This window comes from gamma proteobacterium symbiont of Axiagastus rosmarus, assembly GCF_059730925.1.
In genome coordinates this window covers 2,351,665-2,370,801 of record NZ_AP035925.1, presented here as the reverse complement: position 1 = coordinate 2,370,801, position 19,137 = coordinate 2,351,665, and the positions used below count along the sequence as shown (strand labels likewise).

Genomic DNA, 19,137 nt, shown 5'->3' with positions numbered 1-19,137 from the left:
ACAGGAGTAGATATGGCTGATAAAAACATGCGCTTTTTGGTAGTGGACGACTTCAACACGATGCGTCGTATCGTCCGTAACCTGCTGAAAGAGCTAGGATTCAATAACGTGGAAGAGGCCGAGGATGGCGTCGACGCCCTGACCAAACTGCGTGCAGGCGGCTTCGATTTCGTTATCTCTGACTGGAACATGCCGAACATGGACGGTCTGGAACTGCTGCAGACCATTCGCGCCGACGCCACGCTGGGCAAACTGCCGGTGCTGATGGTCACTGCCGAAGCCAAGAAAGAGAACATCATCGCCGCCGCGCAGGCCGGTGCCAGCGGTTACGTGGTGAAGCCTTTCACCGCCGCCACGCTGGAAGAGAAGTTGGGCAAAATCTTCGAAAAACTGGGTATGTAAGGAGATGTGATGAGCGACCTTCCGAAACCAACTGAAGAAGCTTCGGCACACGAGATTATTGCCCGGATTGGCTCTCTGACACGTATGCTGCGTGACAGCCTGCGCGAACTGGGGCTGGATCAGGCCATTGCCGAAGCGGCAGAAGCGATTCCGGACGCGCGTGACCGTCTGGATTATGTGGTGCAGATGACCGCACAGGCAGCGGAACGTGCGCTGAACTGTGTGGAAGCGGCGCAGCCACACCAGGACCAGATGGAAGCCGGCGCCACCCAGCTGAAAGGCCGCTGGGATGCCTGGTTTGAAAACCCGATCGAGCTGGCGGATGCACGCGAGTTGGTTTCGGACACGCGCCAGTTCCTTGACGACGTGCCGTCTCACACGGCGTACACCAACAAGCAGCTGCTGGAAATCATGATGGCGCAGGATTTCCAGGACCTGACCGGTCAGGTAATCAAGCGCATGATGGATGTGATCCAGGAGATCGAACGCCAGCTGCTGATGGTACTGCTGGAGAACATGCCGGAAGCCAATGCGGCGGCACGTAAAGAGGGCAACAGCCTGCTGAACGGTCCGCAGATCCATGCTAACGCGCCAGGTGTGGTATCCAGCCAGGACCAGGTTGACGACCTGCTGGACAGTTTAGGTTTTTAATGCTGATCGGGTGTTCAACCCGCATCCGAACCCTCTCCCGCCCGGGAGAGGGGGCCGCACGACGTGTTTTCCCGTCTGATCGCCCTGCATGCCCTTGGGTGGCGTAAATTCTGAAACATAGCAAGACAAGTCCTACGTTGGCGCGAGGATATGTTAAGGTAACCTCGTACAGTTTTGTGAGCTACTTCAAATTCTAAACTGAAACGACTACTCTTTTGCTATGCTGCCATTGGTTCTGACCCGCAAAATTTTCGCTGCTGTAACCTTAGGGGCCCCTGTACTGGTGGCCGTTGCGCCTGCGCAGGCCTTCACCGGCAACAGCGACGTCTCCGCAACACCGTTTGCCGATCCGGCACGTTTCCAGAAAATCGCTGATGAATTACCGGCGCTGGGCTATCAGGACGATACGTCGGCGTTCAGTAAAAAGCTGGCGGGCATTGCCAAAAGCATTGGCGAGGCCAGCCAGAACAGCGACAGCGACACCACGCTGGGCCAGCAGGCCGGTATCTGGGCGTTTAACCATTTTCGTGATGAGGTTGCTACCCGGGTGGCGGATGAAGGGCAGTCGCTGCTGTCACCTTATGGCCAGGCACAGATCGATCTTAACGTCGATATGGAGGGCAACTTCAGCGGCAGCGGGGCTTCGCTGCTGACGCCATGGACCGATCGCTACAATTACCTCACGTTCAGCCAGCTGGGCGTGCACCAGACCGATGACGGGCTGGTGGGCAATGCCGGGCTGGGACAGCGCTGGGTGGCCGGCAGCTGGCTGCTGGGCTATAACGGCTTCGTTGATAGGCTGTTTGACAGCGGCTTGCAGCGCGCTTCGCTGGGCACCGAGGCCTGGAGCGATTACCTGCGCTTATCCGCCAACTACTACACACCGCTGTCCGGCTGGCGCAATCGCAACCCGTTCCAGCAGCAGCGGCTGGCGCGCGGGTATGATGTCACTACCCAGGGCTATCTGCCGTTTTACCGCCAGCTGGGCGTGTCGGTCAGCTGGCAGCAGTATCTCGGCAACAATGTCGATCTGTTTAATTCCGGCAACAGCTACCACAATCCTTCAGCGCTGACGCTGGGCGTCTCCTACACGCCAGTGCCGCTGGTCACCGTATCGGCCAGCCACAAAACCAGTAATGAAGGCGAGAGCCAGGATCAGCTCGGCTTACGTCTCAACTACCGCTTTGGCGTGGCGCTCAGTCAGCAGCTCAATCCGGATAACGTCGCCGCCGCGCGTTCGCTGCGCGGTAGTCGCTATGATTTGGTCACGCGCAGCAATACGCCGGTGCTGGAGTTCCGCCAGCGTAAAACCCTGTCGGTATTCCTCGCCACGCCGCCGTGGCAGCTCAATGCGGGCGAGAGTTTGCCGCTGAAACTGCAGATCCGCAGTGCACATCCAATCAGTAAAGTCAGCTGGCAGGGCGATACGCAGGCGCTGAGCCTGACGCCGGGTGCCGATCCCAACGATCCACAGGGCTGGAGTATCATTATGCCGGCGTGGGATGCGTCGCCTGAGGCGAACAACAGTTATCGCCTGTCAGTGACACTGGAGGACAGCAAGCAAAATCGCGTGACTTCCAACTGGATTACGCTGCAGGTGCAGCCGCCGGTGATGCTGGAGCAGGGGGGCGAAAACCGCTTCGACCTGCTGGCGCCATAATCAGCGCGGCACCAAAGAAAAAGGGCAGCCGGAGCTGCCCTTTGCTGCATCCTCAGCCGACACTTGCCGGGATGCCATGAGGGTAAATCACCATCAGAACTGGTACACCAGACCTACCGCGGTAATATCGTCGGTTTTCAGGCGCAGCGCGTTGTCATCTTTCAGCAGGTTGATGCGGTATTCGCTGTAGACCGACATGTTCTTGTTGAAGTAGTAGGTGGCACCCACGGACGCGTATTTGAACAGCCAGGCGTCGCCGACGTTTTCAATATTTTTGCCCTTTGAGCTCACGTAGCCCAGCGACGGACGGAAACCGTTCAGGAACTGATACTGCGCCACGGCTTCAAAATTCACCGCTTTGTTGGCGAACCCGATGTTACCGATTGGCGTAGCGTTGTGGGATTCGCCGTAGATGGTCGCCAGATAGAGCTGGTTAGCATCATATTTCACCCCGGTTTCCCAGTGTTCGGCTTTCTCACCTCTGCCGTAGGTGGCAAGGTTTTGCGCGCTGACGCGATTGAGGCTGGCATAGGCGGCAACCGCGCTCAGGCCAAAGTCGGTATCATACGAGGTGGAAAGGGCGAAACCATCACCGTTAGAGCGACGTACCGCCAGGTTTGGCGTTGCCGCGCTGTCGCTGCGCTCGTTTTTCCCTTCGTACTGCGCTGCGACGTTCCAGCCTTTAACCAGACCGAAGAAATCTTTGTTACGCCAGGTCAGCACGCCGGTGGAGCGACCGGACAGGAAAGCATCGACATAACCGGAATCACCGCCGAAGAAAGGCAGCATATCGGTATAGCCCAGCACGTCATAAATCAGACCATAGTTACGGCCATAGTCGATCGAACCAAACTGCGCAAACTTCAGACCCGCATAGCCGAGGCGGGTTTTGTTACCGGCCTGCGCATCGGCGCCTTCCGTGTTACGCAGACTGAACTGCGATTGCCAGAAACCGTAGCCGGTCAGCTGATCGGTAATTTTGGTTTCGCCCTTAAAACCGATACGGACATACGATGAGGTATCACCATCATTGGTGGTGTCATCGGAGAACAGGTGCGACACGTTAATTTTGCCGACCAGATCCAGCTTGTTACCATCCTTATTATAGATTTCAGCGGCCTGAGCCACAGAAAGTCCCAGCAGCAATGGCATGACTGCTGCCAGTAAAGTGCGCTTCATCATTTATATTTTTACCCTGTGTTATTTTTTAATTTTTTAAGCCCCTGGTGGGGTGACAAGAAAATGACACAAAAGGATAAAGATCAGTAGTGCAATAGTTGTAACAAATAATTTCTTATTGGCTATTTGTGCGATTTTCATACGCCAATTCCATTATTCGGAAATGAGAATCGCTTTTACTTATCATGATTAAGTGAGCGTTTAATCGACGATTAATATTTATCTTATTGATAAATAATGATTAAATTAAGATGGGTATGACTTAATAAAAATAGCGTTTTATTGCCTTAAATAGCACAAGCCTATGCCATAAAGTTCAATGCTTATGAATCAAAGCAGGCTGATAGTCACCCCGTAAATTATCCGCATTGACGCACTGTGTCGGTTTATTTCAGGCTAAATAATATCCCGAGCTTTAATACGTTTAATTACCGGCCAGCCTGGCACAGGCTAGCCAAAATAAGTTAATCAGTTGTTACTAATAAGCGGCCGACCTGTACCACGCCGATGCCTGAACCGGACTGTCACTTGCACCCGTTAAGCGCAGTGCGCCCCAAAATGGCGCAGCAGACGCCTCATTTTGGCGAAATATCTGCTGTGCGATCACAAAAGCAATATTTCATTTTGCGAATGCATAAATCCGCTAAACAAATTACTGCGGTGCCGCTGTTATCGGATGGTTATTCACTTTTTATGCATTAAATGTGCATAGCGAAAGGGCGTAAATCATTGATATTTCGTTGCTGAACCTGATTTATGCATTTTTTCCTCTGGCTGGCACGTTAACTGCACTCTATAGTCGAGCTGCAACTCAGCAACTTTTAACAATTTTAAAACAAAAGCTTCACCCGAAGTGAGGCAGGAGAAATGGCTATGTCACTGCAGGTTTCACGTCACGATTTCGATCAATGGATGATGCCGGTTTATGCCCCTGCGGCTTTTGTGCCGGTGCGTGCCGAAGGTTCTACGCTGTGGGATCAGCAGGGCAAAGAGTACATCGATTTTGCCGGTGGCATCGCGGTGAACGCGCTTGGCCATGCCCATCCCGCGCTGCAGCAGGCGCTGACCGAGCAGGCCGGTAAACTGTGGCACACCGGCAACGGCTACACCAACGAACCGATTCTGCGCCTGGCGAAGCAGCTGATTGATGCCACCTTTGCTGACCGCGTGTTCTTCTGTAACTCCGGGGCGGAAGCCAACGAGGCCGCGCTGAAGCTGGCGCGTAAAGTGGCGCACGACCGTTTCGGTGCCGAAAAAAACGGTATCGTCGCCTTCACCAATGCTTTCCACGGCCGCACCCTGTTCACCGTTTCAGCTGGCGGCCAGCCCGCCTATTCGCGCGACTTCGCCCCGTTACCGCCAGCCATTCAGCATGCCACCTTTAACGATCTGGCCTCGGCGGCGGCCTTAATTAATGACCAGACCTGCGCGGTCATCGTCGAGCCGATTCAGGGCGAGGGCGGTGTATTACCGGCCGATCCGGCGTTCCTGCGCGGACTGCGCGAACTGTGCGACCGCCACCAGGCGCTGCTGATTTTTGATGAAGTGCAGAGCGGCGTCGGCCGTACCGGCTCGCTGTATGCCTATATGCATTACGGCGTCACGCCTGATGTGCTAAGCACCGCCAAGGCGCTGGGCGGCGGCTTCCCCATCGGTGCGATGCTGACGCGTGAAGATCTGGCGCAGGTGATGGGCGTCGGCACGCACGGCACCACCTACGGCGGCAACCCGCTGGCCGGTGCGGTGGCCGGTAAAGTGATGGAGCTGATCAATCAGCCTGAGTTTATGGCTGGCGTGGCCGAGCGGCACCAGTGGTTTGTCACGGCGCTGCAGGAGATCAACCAGCGGCTGCCGGTGTTTAAAGAGATTCGCGGCCTGGGGCTGCTGATTGGCGCGGTACTGAATGACGATTTTGCCGGTAAAGCCAAACAGTTCAACCTGACGGCGGCGGAAGAGGGCGTGATGGTACTGATCGCCGGTGCCAGCGTGGTGCGCTTTGCGCCGGCGCTGAACATCAGCGAGCGTGAAGTAAAAGAAGGGCTGGCGCGCTTCGAACGCGCCTGCGCACGCGTGCTCAAAGGAGCCACATCATGATGGTGATTCGCCCCGTCGAACGTGACGATCTGCCGCAGCTGCTGGCGCTGGCGGGGAAAACCGGCGGCGGTCTGACCTCGCTGCCCGCTGACAGCGAGACGCTGAAGGCGCGCATTGAGCGCTCGCTGCAGACCTGGCAGGACGCGCTGCCGCGCGCTGAACAGGGCTACGTGTTTGTGCTGGCGGATAGCAGTGATAATCGCGCCGTCGGCATCTGCGCCATTGAAGTGGCGGTAGGTTTGCAGGATCCCTGGTACAACTTCCGCGTCGGTACCCAGGTACACGCCTCGAAAGAGCTGAACGTTTACGCCAGTTTGCCGACGCTGTCGCTGAGTAACGATCACACCGGCAGCAGCGAACTGTGCACGCTGTTCCTCGATCCTGACTACCGCGACGGAAAAAATGGCCATCTGCTGTCCAAGTCGCGCTTTCTGTTTATGGCGAATTTCCGCGAGCGCTTCATGAAGCACGTGGTTGCGGAGATGCGCGGCGTCAGCGACGAGCAGGGACATTCGCCATTCTGGGATAGCGTGGGCAGCCGTTTCTTCTCCATGGAGTTTCGCCAGGCCGATTTTCTCAGCGGCACCGGGCAAAAAGCTTTTATCGCAGAACTGATGCCCAAGCATCCGCTGTATATCCACTATCTGTCGGAAGCGGCACAGCAGGTGATTGGTGAAGTCCACCCGAAAACCGCGCCGGCGCGCGCGGTGCTGGAAGCCGAGGGTTTCCGCTATCTCAACTATATCGACATCTTTGACGGCGGCCCGACGCTGGAGTGTGAGATCGACCGCATCCGCGCCATCCGCAAGAGCAAAGTGCTGACCGCCAGCGAAGGCGAAGCTGAGGCGCACTGGCCGCTGTGTCTGGTGGCGAACTGCGACTATCAGCAGTTCCGCGTGGCGATGCTGCCGGTCGATATCGCATCCGGTCAGGTTCTGATTAATCAGCAGCAGCGCACCGCGCTGCGCTGCGACTATGGCGATTCGCTGCGGGTGGTTACCCTGGGTCGCGAGGAGAATAACGCATGACGCATTTTATCAACGGTGAATGGCAGCCGGGCAGCGCGGAGACGCTGAGTAAACACAATCCGGTGAGCGGCAAGATCTTATGGCAGGGCAACGCTGCTTCTGCGGCGCAGGTGGCGGCGGCCTGTGAGGCGGCTCGCGCGGCGTTCCCGGCATGGGCACGTCTGCCGTTTGCTGCCCGCCAGGCGCGGGTAGAGGATTTTGCCCGTCTGCTGGAGCGGGATAAAACCGAGCTGGCGGCGATCATCGCACGTGAGACCGGCAAACCGCGCTGGGAAACGCTGACCGAAGTGCAGGCGATGATCAATAAAGTGGCCATTTCGATTAAGGCTTATCACACCCGCACCGGCGAGCAGGCGGAGGGTGAGAGTTCACTGCGCCACCGGCCGCACGGCGTGCTGGCAGTATTCGGCCCGTATAACTTCCCCGGTCATCTGCCGAACGGACATATCGTGCCGGCGCTGCTGGCGGGCAACTGCGTGTTGTTTAAACCGAGCGAACTGACCCCCGCCACCGCAGAGAAAACCGTGCAGCTGTGGCAGGAAGCGGGCCTGCCGGCGGGTACGCTGGCGCTGTTACAGGGCGGACGTGATACCGGCCAGGCGCTGGCGCAGGCGGAGCAGATTGACGGCCTGCTGTTTACCGGTAGCGCGGCTACCGGCTATCACCTGCATCGCCAGTTCGCCGGACAGCCGGAGAAAATGCTGGCGCTGGAGATGGGCGGCAACAATGCGCTGATTGTGGAAGATCCGGCCGACATTGATGGCGCGGTGCATATCGCCATTCAGTCGGCGTTCATTACCGCCGGCCAGCGCTGCACCTGCGCGCGTCGTTTGCTGGTGAAACGCGGTGCGGCGGGTGATGCCTTCCTGCAGCGCCTGGTCGAGGTGAGTGCGCGCCTCAAACCGGCAGCGTGGGACGCCGAACCGCAGCCGTTTATGGGCAGCGTGATTTCGCCCGCCGCCGCCGGGCAGATCTTCGCCGCCTGGCAGCAGCGGGTTGAGCTGGGTGGCAAGGAGTTGCTGGCGATGCGCTGGCCGGATCGCGACAGCGCCATTATCACGCCCGGCATCATCGACATGACCGGCGTCGCCGGACTGCCTGACGAAGAGGTGTTCGGACCGCTGCTGCAGGTCATCCGCTACGATCATTACGCGCAGGCGATTCGCCTCGCCAACGACACGCGCTACGGATTGTCGTGCGGGCTGGTGTCACCGCAGCGTGACCAGTTTGATCAGCTGCTGCTGGAAGCGCGCGCCGGCATCGTGAACTGGAATAAACCGCTGACCGGCGCCGCCAGTTCGGCACCCTTTGGCGGCGTGGGCGCTTCCGGTAATCACCGTGCCAGCGCCTGGTACGCGGCGGATTACTGCGCCTGGCCGATGGCCTCGCTGGAGAGCAGCAGCTTAGCGCTGCCGGGCAGCCTGTCGCCGGGGCTCGATTTTGCTGCTTCAGGAGCGACATCATGAAGGCGTTTGAAGCAAACTTTGATGGTCTGGTCGGCCTGACGCACCACTACGCTGGCCTGTCGTTTGGCAACGAAGCCTCCACGCGCAATCAGCTGCAGCTCTCCAATCCGCGACTGGCGGCCAAACAGGGGCTGCTGAAAATGAAGGCGCTGGCCGACATGGGCTATGTGCAGGGGGTTATCCCTCCGCACGAGCGGCCTAATCTGCCGCTGCTGCGCCAGCTGGGATTCAGCGGCAGCGATGCGCAGGTGCTAGCCAAAGCAGCCCGGCAGGCACCGCAGCTGCTGTCAGCGGCCAGTTCGGCGTCGGCGATGTGGGTGGCCAATGCGGCCACGGTTTCGCCATCGGCCGACAGCGCCGACGGCAAAGTGCATTTTACCGTTGCTAACCTCAACAATAAGTTCCACCGGGCGATTGAAGCGCCGGAAACCGCCGATCTGCTGCGCGCCATCTTCCGCGATGGCCGCCACTTCAGCGTACACGACGCGCTGCCGCAGGTGGCGCTGTTTGGTGACGAAGGCGCAGCCAACCATAACCGCTTCGGCGCTGACTATGGCGCGCCCGGCGTTCAGCTGTTTGTCTACGGTCGCGACGGCCAGCAGCAGGGCAGTGCACCGGCGCGCTATCCGGCGCGCCAGACGCGTGAAGCCAGCGCGGCGGTGGCGAGACTGCATCAGCTGGATGACGCGCGCACGCTGTTTGCTCAGCAAAATCCGGCGGTGATCGATCAGGGGGTGTTCCACAATGATGTAATCGCCGTCAGCAATCAGCAGGTGTTTTTCTGCCACGAAGAGGCGTTTGTCGACCAGCCCCAGCTGCTGCAACAGCTGGCGGAACAGGTGCCGGGTTTCCAGCCGGTTGTGGTGCCGCGCGATCGCGTGTCAGTGGCCGATGCGGTGAACACCTATCTGTTTAACAGCCAGCTGCTGCAGCATCCGGACGGCGGCATGCGGCTGGTGCTGCCGGAAGAGTCGCGCCAGCATCCCGGCGTGTGGCGCTACCTGAGCGAGCTGGTGGAGAGCGGCGGCCCGATTCGCGCGCTGCAGGTGTTTGATCTGCGTGAGAGCATGTGCAACGGCGGCGGACCGGCTTGTCTGCGTCTGCGCGTGGTGTTAACCGAGGCGGAGCGTCAGGCCGTCAATCCGGCGGTGCTGATGAACGATCGCCTGTTTACGCGTCTGAATGACTGGGTGGATCGTCACTATCGCGACCGGCTGACGCAGGCCGACCTGGCCGATCCGCAGCTGCTGAGCGAAGGGCGAAGCGCGCTGGACGAGCTGACACAGCTGCTAGACTTAGGCAGTGTCTACGCGTTTCAGCGTTAACGCCGGGGGCAAATGTGTTGCCCCCTGTGTCAGAAAGGAGTGAACATGCAGGACTTTTTACAGCAAACCCTGTCAGGCAGGCCGCCCGCGCAGCGGCAGGGCAGTAACGCCCACCTGCACTGGCAGTGGCATGATGAGGGCATACTATCCCTGACACCGCATACGTCCACGCAGCAGGCGCTGGTTCTCTCCGCCGGGATTCACGGCAACGAGACTGCCCCGGTGGAGATCCTCAATCTGTTGCTGACGCCGCTGCTGCAGGGGGAAAAACCGCTGGCCGTGCGCCTGCTGGTGATCCTCGGCAACCCGGCGGCGCTGCGCAGCGGCAAACGCTACCAGCATTATGATATCAACCGGCTGTTCGGTGGCCGCTGGCAACAGGTGGCCGACGTACCGGAGGCGCAGCGCGCGCTGCAACTGGAGCAGGCGCTGGAGAACTTCTGGTGCGAGTGTCTCGATCACGAAATTCGCTGGCATCTCGATTTGCACACCGCGATTCGGGGTTCGTGGCATACGCGCTTTGGCGTGATGCCGCTCAACAGCCAGCCGTGGCCAGCGGATTTTTTACACTGGCTGGCAGCGGCCGAGCTGGAGGCGCTGGTGTTTCACCGTGCGCCGGGCGGCACCTTCACCCACTTCAGCTGTGAACACTACGCGGCAGCCAGCTGTACGCTGGAGCTGGGAAAGGCGCTGCCGTTTGGCGAGAACGATCTTACTCAGTTCAGCGGCGTGCAGCGTGCGCTGGCGGCGCTGCTGTACGGTGAGGCGCTGCCGGCGGTGCGCGAGACGCCGCGCCATTACCGCGTGGCGCAGCAAATCACCCGGCACGGCGAGCAGTTTGTTCTGCATATGGGCCCGGAAACTCTCAACTTCACGGCTTTCCCGCAGGGCACGCTGCTGGCAGAAGAGGGTGAGCGGCGCTATTACGTGCAGCAGGCGCGTGAATATGTGCTGTTCCCCAATCCCAACGTGGCACCGGGCCTGCGCGCCGGGCTGATGCTGGTGGAGGAGAGTGAGCAGACCCAGGCGCTGGAGTTGTAATCGAAAGCTTTACCCGGCAATCCCTCCTCTCCCTGTGACGGGAGAGGTCACGGGTGAGCAGAGAACGTGCGCAAATTAACGACATTTTCCCTTCCGCAAAACCGACAAAGCCATTACACTCCTCCTTAATTCCTGCGCTTTCCCCTTGATCGTCATACTCTTTTGCAATTCCTCACGCATTTCTTCGCAATCTCTCCATGATTGCCCGATAACTGTCTTTTATGCTTGCAGGGCTTTACTCAGCCTCTGAGTAGTTGACGTTCAGCGTCGTATGCTTGTTTCCGAAGACGCGACACAGGCTGTCGTCATTAAACTGAAAAGTAAGGACAATATTATGCGTAAACTGACCTCCCTGTTTCTGGCTACCGCAATGGCTTTCGGCGCCGCCAATATCGTCCATGCTGCGGCTGACAACCTGACGCCGCCGCCAGCGGGCAGTGAAAAACCGATGCACAAGCCGATGCGCCACCACGGCATGGACATGATGTTCAAAGACCTCAACCTGACCGACGCACAGAAAACCCAGATTCGCGACATCCTGCGTGACAGCCACAAAGACATGAAGCGTCCATCGCTGGAAGAGCGTCGTGCTAACCACAGCATCATCGCATCCGACACCTTTGACCGTGCCAAAGCCGAAGCGCAGGCAGACAAAATGAGCGCCAATGCAAAAGAGCATGCGCTGAAGATGCTGGAAACCCAGAACAAGATCTATAACGTGCTGACGCCAGACCAGAAGAAGCAGTACAACGCCAACTTTGAGAAACGTCTGACAGAAAAAGGCCCGCACGACGGTAAAATGCCGCCACCGCCGGCTGATGGCGAATAAGCCGTTTAGCTCACCGGTTTGAGACCGCCGACGTTGTCCATTGCACACGCTGCTTTGGGCAGCGTCGGCGGTTTTGCGTTACAGCTCAATCAACGGATAAACGCCGGACAGCAGCGGTCGGCAGAGAATTTTGTAGCCGTCATGGTCGAAGCCGTGACGCGCACGCTGCAGCTGACGCGCTTCCTGCTCACTGCTGACCGATCCCAGCCAGAACCAGTGATCGATGACGTGAATCTGCGTCATCTCCGTCCCGCGCTCCACCATACCCACCGGGCCCTGCCACGGCCAGCACACCACGCGCAGCTGCTCCAGCCCTGCCAGCAGGCGCTCTTGATGCGCCGCCAACGGTTCCGCCCCGCAGCAGGCACCGGCACAGCGTTTAAGCGCCGCGCGGAAACAGCCGCGTCCCGGCTGCAGGCGCTCTAATCCCAGCAGGCCGTGACACAGGCGCAGCTCATCGGCAAGGCTTTTCAGCTTCTCTAACGCGGCAAAGCGGCTGCGGAATAGTCCGTACAGGTCTGGCGAGGTGGAGAAATCGAGATCGCGCGCGTACACCACCTGCGGTGCGCCGTCGCCCAGCTGCAGCGAGCACAGCTGGCGGTTTTTGCGCAGGCGCTTATTAAACAGCGGCTGCTGCGTTTTGATCATCTGCGCTTCGAGCAGCTGTGCGCCCACGTCCCCGGCGGTAGGGATCCAGCTGACGCGTCGCGCCTGGCGCAGCATGCTGGCTTCATCTGCCGTGCGAAAGTGCGCCATCACCCGGCTGCGCAGGTTGATACTCTTGCCGATGTACAGCGGCAGGTTGTCGTTATCACCGTGGAAAGTGTAAACGCCCGGCTGATTAGGCAAGCCTTCCAGCCACTGACGCAGATGTTCGGGATATTGATAGATAGCCGCCGCATCAAATTCGAGGCGATGGCGGTTTGCTCGTCTGACCAAAGAACGCTCCGCTTACTGGTTGTGCATACAGTATATCAGCGTGCGCGTTTTCTCGCCAGCGGGGACGTGAAGAGGCAGGCTTCCCGCAAGGGGAGCGGGAAGCCGCAGGGATTACTTCTTCCAGAAATCGTCGAACACGGTGATCGGCGGACGACGTTTATGCTCGGTTTTGGTATACCAGCCTTCAATGATTTTCGCCGCGTCGGCGTCGATGGTTTTGCCTTCGAGGAAATCATCAATCTGCTGATAGGTCACGCCCAGCGCCACTTCATCCTGCAGACCGGGACGATCGTCCTCCAGATCGGCGGTGGGGTGTTTGAGATAGAGGTGTTCCGGGCAGCCGAGCGCTTTCAGCAGCTGTTTGCCCTGGCCTTTGTTGAGGCGGAAAATCGGGTTGATGTCGCTGCCGCCGTCGCCGTACTTGGTAAAGAAGCCGGTCACGGCTTCTGCGGCGTGATCGGTGCCGACCACGACGCCTTTGGTCATGCCGGCAATGCTGTACTGGGCTTTCATGCGTTCGCGCGCTTTCTCGTTGCCGCGCACAAAATCCGACAGGGCAATGCCCGCCTCCTGCAGCGCGCGCTCGCTGGCCAGTACCGCTTCTTTGATGTTGACCACCAGCGTGCGATCCGGCTGGATAAATGCCAGCGCATCCTGACAATCCTGCTCGTCAGCCTGCACGCCATACGGCAGGCGCACGGCGATAAAGCTGTAGTCGTGATCGCCGGTCTCTTCACGCAGTTCAGTGATAGCAGTCTGCGCCAGCTTGCCGGTCAGCGTTGAGTCCTGACCGCCGCTGATGCCGAGCACAAGGGTTTTGATAAACGGATGGGCTTTCAGATAGGACTTCAGAAAATCGACGCTGACGCGGATCTCCTGCTGCGGGTCGATAACCGGTTTAACACCCAGGGCCTGAATGATTTCCTGCTGCAGTGACATGAACCTCTCCTCAAGTCGGTAGCCTGACGGCACAATGCGAATCATGTGCTAAAGCTAACGCCTCCGCAGAAAAACAACAAGCTGAACGGCTTGTTGTCCGGTGTTTCTGTTGGCAATTCAGGCGCTTTTTGGTTTCTGCGCCAGCAGCATGAACATCACGATGGCCAGCATAAAGCAGCCAAAGATGGTGGCCGTCATGCTGATGACCGAGGTGCCGCCGAGGCCGGTGATCGGTACGCTGAGCGCGCCGAGCGAGAACATCGCAACGCCGATCACCGCCGAGGCGCTGCCGGCGCGGTGGCCCTGGCTCTGCATCGCCAGCGATGACGCGGTGGTGGCGATCACGCCGTTACTGGCGATGGTGAAGAACAGCGCCACCAGCACCAGCGGCAGCGGCGCGCCGCTCACGCCGGCCAGTAGCAGGCAGCTGGAGGCGACTAACGCCAGCGTCAGGCCGCCCTTCAGCACGCGATATTCGCCCCACAGCGGACAGAGCCGGGCGCTGGTCTGGGAAGCAATCACCAGGCCAATACCGTTCGCCGCAAAGCACAAGCTGAACGCCTGTGGTGACAGGCCGTAAATCTGCTGCAGTACAAACGGCGAGGCGCCGATATAAGCAAACATGCCGGACATCATGAAGCCCTGCGTCAGGCAGAAGCCCATAAACGGCCGGTGGGTGATGACCTGGCCGAGCGCCGCCCAGGCGGAGAAGATCGATCCCTGGCTACGGCGTTCGGCTGGCAGGGTTTCGCGCAGCTTCCAGCGCGCCAGCAGAATCAGCAGCACGGCAATCGCGCCCAGCACCACGAAGATGCCGCGCCAGTCCAGCACCGTCATCAGCGCACCGCCCAGCACCGGCGCACCAATCGGCGCCAGGCCATTCACCAGCATCAGCAGGGCAAAAAAGCGCGTCAGCTCATGGCCGCTATACATATCGCGGGCAATGGCACGCGACAGCACCGCGCCGCCGGCACCGGCCAGCCCTTCAAACAGGCGTGCCACCAGCAGAGCGTGAATATCCTTTGCCAGCGCACAGCCAATCGAGGCGATGAACAGCAGCGCCAGCGACAGCAGCAGCGGACGAATACGACCAAACTTATCGCTCATCGGACCAAACAGCAGCTGTCCGGCGCCCAGCCCCAGCAGACCGGCGGTCAGACTTAGCTGTGCGGTGGCGGTTTCGCTACCGAGGTCGCGCGCCAGTTCAGGCAGGGCAGGCAGATAGAGATCGATACAAAGCGGCCCGAGCGCGGCGAGCAGGCCGAGCGTGATGGCATAAACCAGCCGGTTAGGGTGTGCAGGTGTCATTGATCCTCTGTGTTATTTTTGGCTTTAAGATGTATCTTGCGCCGCGATTATACGGAGCCGGTGACGGCAACACAGCATCTTTACGTAATCCTGACGCTTCAGAACTGACCGAAAGCACCGCCATTGAGTTGATAAATCTGGAATTATGTTCCAGGCTTAGTGGGACATGGACAAAGTATGAGGAACAACAAGATGAATAAAGTGCTGGGATGTATCGCTGCCGCTATGACGCTGGCAGCCCTGTCTGGTTGTACAACTTACGATCGTGCGGAAAGCTACGTGACTAAGCCTGTGGTGAAGGATGTGAAAAAAGGCATGACGCGTGAACAGGTGCGCCAGATTGCCGGACCGGCGTCAACCGAAATCACCATGGTTCACGCACGGGGTACCTGCCAGACCTACGTGATTGGTGAGCGTGATGGCAAACAGCAGACTTACTTTGTGAGCTATAACGACACCGGTCGCGTCATGAACTACGGCTTCCAGAGCTGTAAGGATTACGATACCGATCCGCAAGCCGCGCAGTAACGGCAGCAGAATAACAAACGGCCCGTCTCAGACGGGCCGTTTTTCTTTGTGCGCTTACAGCCCATACGGCCGCGGCACCTCAATGTAGCTGCCGCTGATCTCGCGCTGATAGTAGTGACCATCCTGCACGTAATAGCGTTTGCCGTTGTAATCCAGAACGCGCATGGCGCTGGCCGGTGGGCCATCCGGCGGCTGGACCACCACGTAGGTGTCGCCCTGCCGCTGGTAGTAGCTACCGTTTAGCAGATAGTAGGTCAGTCCGCCAATCAGCACGGCGGTCGCGGCCTCCGGCAGAAAACGCAGCGGTCCGGGATGGCCCCAGCGGGGTCCCGGACCACCCCAGTGCGGGCCGGGGCCCGGACCCCAGCCATACGGATGAGCAAAACTTACAGTTGGCGCTATCAGGGTTAACGCCAGCATTGAGGCGATAACGTTTCTCATGAGGGTTCTCCTGCGGTAACTCCCCGCAGCATTCGCCTTTCAGCGCGCAAACTCAAGCAAAAAACCGTCGATTTTGCCTCCGTTTACCATGCTTAACGTTTTCCTGACGTTAGCGCCATGATTGCGGAAAAAAGTGCAGAAAACGGCAAAAAAAACGGCAGGCTTTGCGGCCTGCCGTTACGGGAAAACGGGTTAATTAGCGGTGCGCCAGTTCCGCGTGTTCGTCGCTCTCCAGCACTTTTTTGTCGGTCATACCCAGCCAGCGGCTGGTCAGTGAACCGGCGGTCATCGAGCCGTTAACGTTGAGCGCGGTACGGCCCATATCAATCAGCGGTTCGATGGAGATCAGCAATGCCACCAGCGTGACCGGCAGTCCCATCGCCGGCAGGACGATCAGCGCGGCAAAGGTCGCGCCGCCACCGACGCCCGCCACACCGGCTGAGCTCAGCGTGACAATACCGACCAGCGTGGCGATCCATACCGGGTCAAACGGGTTGATACCCACGGTCGGCGCTACCATCACCGCCAGCATGGTGGGATAGAGGCCGGCACAGCCGTTCTGGCCGATGGTCGCGCCAAACGAGGCCGAGAAGCTGGCGATGGATTCCGGTACGCCCAGACGACGCGTCTGTGTCTCCACGTTCAGCGGAATACTGGCGGCACTGGAACGGCTGGTGAAGGCAAAGGTAATCACCGGCCAGACTTTACGGAAGAAGCGCAGCGGGTTGATACCGTTGATTGACAGCAGCAGCGCGTGAACGCCAAACATGATTGCAAGGCCGAGATACGAGGCCACCACAAAGCCGCCCAGCTTGATGATGTCCTGCAGGTTGGAACCGGCAACCACTTTGGTCATCAGCGCCAGCACGCCGTACGGCGTCAGCTTCATGATCAGACGGACCAGCTTCATCACCCAGGATTGCAGGGTATCAATCGCCACCAGCACGCGCTCGCCTTTGGCTTTGTCATCTTTCAGCAGCTGCAGCGCCGCCACGCCGAGGAAAGCGGCGAAAATCACTACGCTGATGATCGACGTTGGATTGGCACCGGCCAGATCGGCAAACGGGTTTTTCGGGATAAAGGAGAGCAGCAGCTGCGGCGTACTGAGATCCGCGACTTTACCAACGTAGTTGCTCTGGATGGCGCTCAGACGCGCGGTTTCCTGCGCGCCCTGTACCAGCCCCTCGGCGCTGAGGTGGAACAGGCCGGTCACCAGCACGCCCACCAGTGCGGAAATGGCGGTGGTAAACAGCAGCACGCCGATGGTCAGCACGCTGATTTTGCCCAGCGACGAGGCGTTATGCAGCCGCGCCACCGCACTGAGGATCGAGGCAAATACCAGTGGCATGACAATCATCTGCAGCAGCTGAACATAGCCGTTGCCGATGATGTTGAACCAGCCAATCGACTCTTTCACCACCGGGCTGTTTTCGCCATAAATGGCCTGCAGTGCCAGGCCAAAGATCACCCCCAGCACCAGGCCGGTCAGCACACGCTTCGACAGGCTCCAGCTCTGGTTGCCGACGCGGTTTAACGCAATCAGCAGCGCGACAAATGCCACGATATTGATGATCAGAGGAATATTCATTGTTAACTCCTGAAGGTCGCCACGCGATCGCGCCGCGTAACCGAAAATAGCAGAGGGATCCTCTGTAACTGTCGCGGCATGGTACCAGTTGGCCCTGCGGGAACAATATATCTAAATCGTCTGGGTTATAACTAAATGGAATTTAAGGCGATTATTTCAGCAATCGCTGGCAGAAGGAAAAACACATCATCGCGTACTGCCGTTCACCAGCCGGCCAATGCCGTTCTGCAGGTTGTTGAACAGCTGCTCCGGCCAGCCGTTAGCGCCAAACGACGGCATACCGGGCGGAAACCACAGCGCATAACCTACGAGTGCGAGGCACAGCGCACGCTCCAGCTGATTGCCTTGCTGGCTGTTGAGGATAGGCAGGCGAAAGCGCCAGCGGCACGGCCACAGCAGCGGCACGCCGGCGGGCGTCAGCATATCGGCGACAATGTGGCTCAGATAGCCGAGCGTCATGCCCTGCAGGACATCCGCTGGCAGGAACCAGTCGGCCGGCACGTTAATCTGAAACAACCACAGGCTGACCGCCACCGCCAGCAGGCTATGGGTAAAGCCGCGATGGCCAAAAGCGCGGGCTATTGGCTGCGACAGCCACTTTAGCCGCTGGCCCAGCACCGATTTAGGGTGATCGATATCCGGCAGCAGGCAAGTCAGCAGCGCAGCCGGCACCAGATGCCACCAGTCGGCACTGGTCATCACCGGCGTCAGTTCGGCGCGTTTGGCAAATATCGCACTGGCGATGGCAAAAATGATATGGCCTTCGGCCGTCATGATGGAACCTGGCTGCAAAAACTGTCGATGCATCCAGTATAGGGATTTATCCAGTAAATGAGAACGGTGACGCTGTAACGAAGAGTGAATTTTTTACTGGCCCGCGCCTGAAAAAAGCGCGGGAAATTAACGGTCTGGCTTACTTTTGCGCCTGGCAACCGGGCGAACCATCAGCCAGGCGTAACGCGCGATGCACAGCGATCAGTTAAACAGATGTTCCGCCTGCAGCTGCGTCAGGTTTTCCAGTTGCACATTGGCCAGTGCCCAGCGCGCATCGTGGCGATGTTCGGCGGCAGGCACCACAATGGAACGCATGCGCGCGGCTTTACTGGCGATCATGCCGTTGAACGAGTCTTCCAGTGCCACGCAGTTGAGCGGATCAACCCCCAGCTTTGCCGCAGCATCCAGATACACCTGCGGATGCGGTTTGCTGTAAGGCAGCGCTTCAGCCGAGGCGAGGGCGCTAAAGTAGTGACGCAGGTTGAACATCTCCAGCACGCGTTCCAGCATCGCCAGCGGGGACGCCGAGGCCAGCGCAATCGCCAGTCCCTGTTGCTGACACAGCTGCAGCGCCTGCTCTACGCCAGGCAACAGCGGCCGCGTCTCTTCGACCAGCGCCAGCGCGCGGGCAATAATGCGCTGAGTGACTTCGGCCTGATCCGGTCCGTTCCACGGCAGCGCCTCGTACCACATGCGCACGGTTTGATCGATGCGCAGGCCGAGCGTATCCGGCAGCTCGTGGCGGCGGCTAATATCCACATTCAGGCTGGCAAACACCTCCAGCTCGGCGCGATCCCATAGCGGTTCAGAATCAATCAGTAAGCCATCCATATCAAAAATAGCGGCCAGCACAGGGCGACGATAGGTCATACAACAGCTCCATTGACAGTTTGCCCTACCTTAACATGGGCGGCGGCGAAAACCGACTTACGGCAGGTTACGCAT

The 19,137-nt window shown here is 58.9% G+C and carries 18 protein-coding genes; 10 read left to right on the top strand and 8 right to left on the bottom strand.

The window, feature by feature from the left end:
* The first annotated feature begins 12 nt into the window (after positions 1–12).
* From cheY to AC6I8F_RS11035, 3 genes are all read left to right on the top strand, one after another.
* Positions 13–402 (top strand): chemotaxis response regulator CheY, encoded by a 390-nt coding sequence (cheY, locus tag AC6I8F_RS11045; protein ID WP_021506272.1) that lies wholly within the window; start codon positions 13–15, stop codon positions 400–402.
* 9 nt (positions 403–411) lie between these two features.
* On the top strand, positions 412–1,053 hold the full coding sequence (gene cheZ / locus AC6I8F_RS11040; protein WP_058757663.1) for a protein phosphatase CheZ: 642 nt from the start codon (positions 412–414) through the stop codon (positions 1,051–1,053).
* A 220-nt stretch (positions 1,054–1,273) separates the two neighbouring features.
* Entirely contained in the window at positions 1,274–2,713 is a 1,440-nt protein-coding gene (locus AC6I8F_RS11035) for a YchO/YchP family invasin (protein WP_498028032.1), read from the top strand.
* Between the two features lie 93 nt (positions 2,714–2,806).
* On the opposite strand, the gene AC6I8F_RS11030 is transcribed toward AC6I8F_RS11035, so the two are convergent.
* Positions 2,807–3,895 (bottom strand): porin, encoded by a 1,089-nt coding sequence (locus AC6I8F_RS11030; RefSeq protein ID WP_150058257.1) that lies wholly within the window; start codon positions 3,893–3,895, stop codon positions 2,807–2,809.
* A gap of 870 nt (positions 3,896–4,765) precedes the next feature.
* Between AC6I8F_RS11030 and AC6I8F_RS11025 the strand changes: the two genes are divergently transcribed.
* The 6 genes from AC6I8F_RS11025 to spy all read left to right on the top strand — a co-directional run bounded on the left by AC6I8F_RS11025 (position 4,766) and on the right by spy (position 11,675).
* On the top strand, positions 4,766–5,986 hold the full coding sequence (locus AC6I8F_RS11025; protein WP_058776245.1) for an aspartate aminotransferase family protein: 1,221 nt from the start codon (positions 4,766–4,768) through the stop codon (positions 5,984–5,986).
* Entirely contained in the window at positions 5,983–7,014 is a 1,032-nt protein-coding gene (gene astA / locus AC6I8F_RS11020) for an arginine N-succinyltransferase (RefSeq protein ID WP_215480234.1), read from the top strand. The genes AC6I8F_RS11025 and astA overlap by 4 nt, the downstream gene beginning before the upstream one ends.
* On the top strand, positions 7,011–8,480 hold the full coding sequence (astD, locus tag AC6I8F_RS11015; protein ID WP_498028031.1) for a succinylglutamate-semialdehyde dehydrogenase: 1,470 nt from the start codon (positions 7,011–7,013) through the stop codon (positions 8,478–8,480). The genes astA and astD overlap by 4 nt, the downstream gene beginning before the upstream one ends.
* Entirely contained in the window at positions 8,477–9,805 is a 1,329-nt protein-coding gene (astB, locus tag AC6I8F_RS11010) for an N-succinylarginine dihydrolase (RefSeq protein ID WP_498028030.1), read from the top strand. Before astD ends, astB begins: the two co-directional genes overlap by 4 nt.
* Before the next feature lie 45 nt (positions 9,806–9,850).
* Positions 9,851–10,846, top strand: coding sequence for a succinylglutamate desuccinylase (gene astE, locus AC6I8F_RS11005; RefSeq protein ID WP_132462820.1), 996 nt, complete (start codon positions 9,851–9,853; stop codon positions 10,844–10,846).
* A 334-nt stretch (positions 10,847–11,180) separates the two neighbouring features.
* The gene (gene spy, locus AC6I8F_RS11000; protein WP_021506263.1) at positions 11,181–11,675 is read left to right on the top strand and encodes an ATP-independent periplasmic protein-refolding chaperone Spy; all 495 of its coding nucleotides are present in this window, start codon (positions 11,181–11,183) and stop codon (positions 11,673–11,675) included.
* A gap of 78 nt (positions 11,676–11,753) precedes the next feature.
* On the opposite strand, the gene cho is transcribed toward spy, so the two are convergent.
* The 3 genes from cho to AC6I8F_RS10985 all read right to left on the bottom strand — a co-directional run bounded on the left by cho (position 11,754) and on the right by AC6I8F_RS10985 (position 14,861).
* Entirely contained in the window at positions 11,754–12,614 is an 861-nt protein-coding gene (gene cho, locus AC6I8F_RS10995) for an excinuclease Cho (RefSeq protein WP_498028029.1), read from the bottom strand.
* 111 nt (positions 12,615–12,725) lie between these two features.
* Positions 12,726–13,553 carry an NAD(+) synthase gene (nadE, locus tag AC6I8F_RS10990; protein WP_021506261.1) on the bottom strand — a complete coding sequence of 276 codons (828 nt, stop codon included), beginning with the start codon at positions 13,551–13,553 and terminating at the stop codon, positions 12,726–12,728.
* Between the two features lie 117 nt (positions 13,554–13,670).
* The gene (locus AC6I8F_RS10985; protein WP_498028028.1) at positions 13,671–14,861 is read right to left on the bottom strand and encodes a multidrug effflux MFS transporter; all 1,191 of its coding nucleotides are present in this window, start codon (positions 14,859–14,861) and stop codon (positions 13,671–13,673) included.
* Between the two features lie 192 nt (positions 14,862–15,053).
* On the opposite strand from AC6I8F_RS10985, the gene osmE reads away from it, so the two are divergent.
* Entirely contained in the window at positions 15,054–15,389 is a 336-nt protein-coding gene (gene osmE, locus AC6I8F_RS10980) for an osmotically-inducible lipoprotein OsmE (protein WP_021506259.1), read from the top strand.
* 54 nt (positions 15,390–15,443) lie between these two features.
* Here osmE and AC6I8F_RS10975 read toward each other — a convergent pair whose 3' ends face one another.
* The 4 genes from AC6I8F_RS10975 to hxpB form a co-directional block, all read right to left on the bottom strand.
* A complete protein-coding gene (locus AC6I8F_RS10975) occupies positions 15,444–15,830 on the bottom strand; it encodes a DUF6515 family protein (protein ID WP_031279187.1) in 387 nt (128 codons plus the stop codon).
* Between the two features lie 196 nt (positions 15,831–16,026).
* Entirely contained in the window at positions 16,027–17,418 is a 1,392-nt protein-coding gene (locus tag AC6I8F_RS10970) for an L-cystine transporter (RefSeq protein WP_498028027.1), read from the bottom strand.
* Positions 17,419–17,604: 186 nt separating this feature from the next.
* Positions 17,605–18,192, bottom strand: a complete 588-nt coding sequence (locus AC6I8F_RS10965) for a metal-dependent hydrolase (protein WP_104186796.1) — start codon at positions 18,190–18,192, stop codon at positions 17,605–17,607.
* A 201-nt stretch (positions 18,193–18,393) separates the two neighbouring features.
* Entirely contained in the window at positions 18,394–19,062 is a 669-nt protein-coding gene (gene hxpB, locus AC6I8F_RS10960; RefSeq protein ID WP_058757670.1) for a hexitol phosphatase HxpB, read from the bottom strand.
* Between the last annotated feature and the right edge of the window lie 75 nt (positions 19,063–19,137).